Genomic DNA, 2,152 nt, shown 5'->3' on the forward strand with positions numbered 1-2,152 from the left:
ATTTCAGAATTTCTCGGAAAAACCCTGTCAAGTGTTTTTTCAAAAATTGAGCTGAATAGTTACATAATTTTTTCATCTCTCCGAACCTTACCCTTCCCCAGCGCCAAAATCAGACGTGCGTATTGTTCGTTGACTGCATTTATCTGTTAGCTTTTTAGGGATGGTCTCGTTCAACGATTCCGCTGGCGCCAGCCTATCGGCTCTGAATAACTGAACGCATGTGTGCCCGGCCCCTTCGCGCATGGCTAGCTCAGTCAGTGGTTCAAAGTTCAATAAGTCATTCATTGTCGATCACCGATCGGTCCACTAGGTGGGTATTACGGCCCACACGCTTCAAATCAGCCCAGGCGGCCTGTAGCGTGGCGAGCCTGAGTGGACGCGCCACCTCCTTCATGCGCTTTAACAGCTCGGCCACCGGGCGTTTGGTGTGCACAAACTCGATCGTTCCATAGGGCGTCTTGTACACTCCTTTTCGGCCCGTGGTCATGACCGTCAATCGGTCCAGCGGCGCCTGGGAGATGGCCCCATACTCGCTCAACGCCGACTCCAGGCTCACATAGTTGTACTCGCCGCGACGCAATGCCCGGGCGATAGACTCAATAGTGAAGCTATCGCAACTGTGTGCCAGGGGGTACAGATAGACGCCTCGAACCGGCCGTTCCAGCAACCCCTCCGCCACCAGGCGCTGCAGCCCGTCCTTGAGGGCCCGGGGGCTGTCCTCGGGAAAGAGCTTGGCCAGGTCGGCCAGGGTATAGACAAACCGCCCCTGGCGATCCCACTGGCTAAAGCGTTTGATAGCGGTGGATTGATCCATAAGTAGACAAAAAGGCCATTTATGAGCGGTTTTTACGTACACATAAACTATACCAGCGAGAAGTAAACGTCAAGAACGCCAATAACCGTCCTTAATGTCTACTTACAAGCCTGATTCTATGGATTCAGCCCGTTTTCGAGGGATCTCAGGACCTCCTCCCCGTTCATCTCTAAAAATATTGAGTCACTGAGGGCCACACCCTATGATGACCAAACTGGTGAAGCCATAGCCAGCTGGGACCCAGGAGCCACAATAGGTTGCGGCCACCTGATCCCTAAAGCTGAGTGGCCATTTACACTCAAGGGGTGTACCAAACATGGTAAAGACTTTCGCAAAACACGGGGGACAGAAGAACGTGCATACCCTACTCCTGGTTGCGTTGACCCTGCTATTCAGTGGGTACATACAAGAGCCCAAAGCGGAATGCACCAAGGAGTCGCCAGAGAGTCTACTGGGAACATACGATGTCAAACAGGCAAGTCGCTATCACGGCGGTTTAACCTCAGAAGAAGCGGCACAAGAAAGAATAGGCAGCGAAGTCAGGATTGAGAAAAACCAGATGGTTTCCGACTTTGCCTCTATTGAACAACCCCGATACCAGATTAAATGCTACCCCGCCGCCAACAAAGAAGGTGTAGTAGCGCAGCAACACCTCAGCACTTTCTACGGAATAGGCCTAGACCGAGACTCCGTGAAGGTGCTTGAGGTATATGCTGAGGGTGACCCCAACGACGAGCCGTCATACTACTTTGAAGTTGTGAACGACGAGCTTTGGGAGCTGTATGATGGCTGGCTCTACACACTGACCAAGTCGAGCGAACCGCAAGACACATAGCCCCGAGAATCTACCCACTCATATACCTGCGTCTGGCTCACTTTACGCGCATTTTCCGTTGCACGGAGTGAAGTAAATCGGGGAGCCACTCAGGCTTAAACCGAGAAGCTTCTTCTTTGCGCATTTCATCTAAAGGCCACCATTTCCATTGTTGAATAGTGCTCTTTTCCTCATCCGTCCATTGGGCTGCAAATACGTTTGTGCCCGAGGGCCATTCAACCAGGTAATATTTTTCGAGCCAGCGGGCTGGTGCCGACCGCGCTACCGCATAGACTTCATCGCGATCTCTTAGCACCTCTCCCACTTCCTGCCGCAGCCCCGTTTCCTCATATAATTCACGTGTCGCGGCGTCTTTGTAGCTTTCACCGGGTTTTAGCTCGCCCCCGACCGTGGCCCAAAACGGAGACTGGTGCTCGTCCTTGTATAAAAAAAGCAACAACTGTAGTGGCATAGTGGTTCTGGCCACCTGATTTTGAGTGTATTATCACTCACAGAGAAAGTCA

3 protein-coding genes are annotated in these 2,152 nt (G+C 52.1%); 1 reads left to right on the forward strand and 2 read right to left on the reverse strand.

The features are described 5' to 3' along the window. Positions 1–277: 277 nt before the first annotated feature. A complete protein-coding gene (gene abiEi, locus AAE514_RS18350; protein WP_347333013.1) occupies positions 278–814 on the reverse strand; it encodes a type IV toxin-antitoxin system AbiEi family antitoxin in 537 nt (178 codons plus the stop codon). Positions 815–1,169: 355 nt separating this feature from the next. Between abiEi and AAE514_RS18355 the strand changes: the two genes are divergently transcribed. Continuing rightward, the gene (locus AAE514_RS18355) at positions 1,170–1,649 is read left to right on the forward strand and encodes a hypothetical protein (protein ID WP_347333014.1); all 480 of its coding nucleotides are present in this window, start codon (positions 1,170–1,172) and stop codon (positions 1,647–1,649) included. A 37-nt stretch (positions 1,650–1,686) separates the two neighbouring features. Here the strand turns inward: AAE514_RS18355 and AAE514_RS18360 are convergent, their stop codons facing one another. Continuing rightward, positions 1,687–2,100, reverse strand: a complete 414-nt coding sequence (locus tag AAE514_RS18360) for an NUDIX domain-containing protein (protein WP_347333015.1) — start codon at positions 2,098–2,100, stop codon at positions 1,687–1,689. Positions 2,101–2,152 lie beyond the last annotated feature (52 nt).

This window comes from Marinimicrobium locisalis, from assembly GCF_039822625.1.
Classification (GTDB): domain Bacteria; phylum Pseudomonadota; class Gammaproteobacteria; order Pseudomonadales; family Cellvibrionaceae; genus Marinimicrobium; species Marinimicrobium locisalis.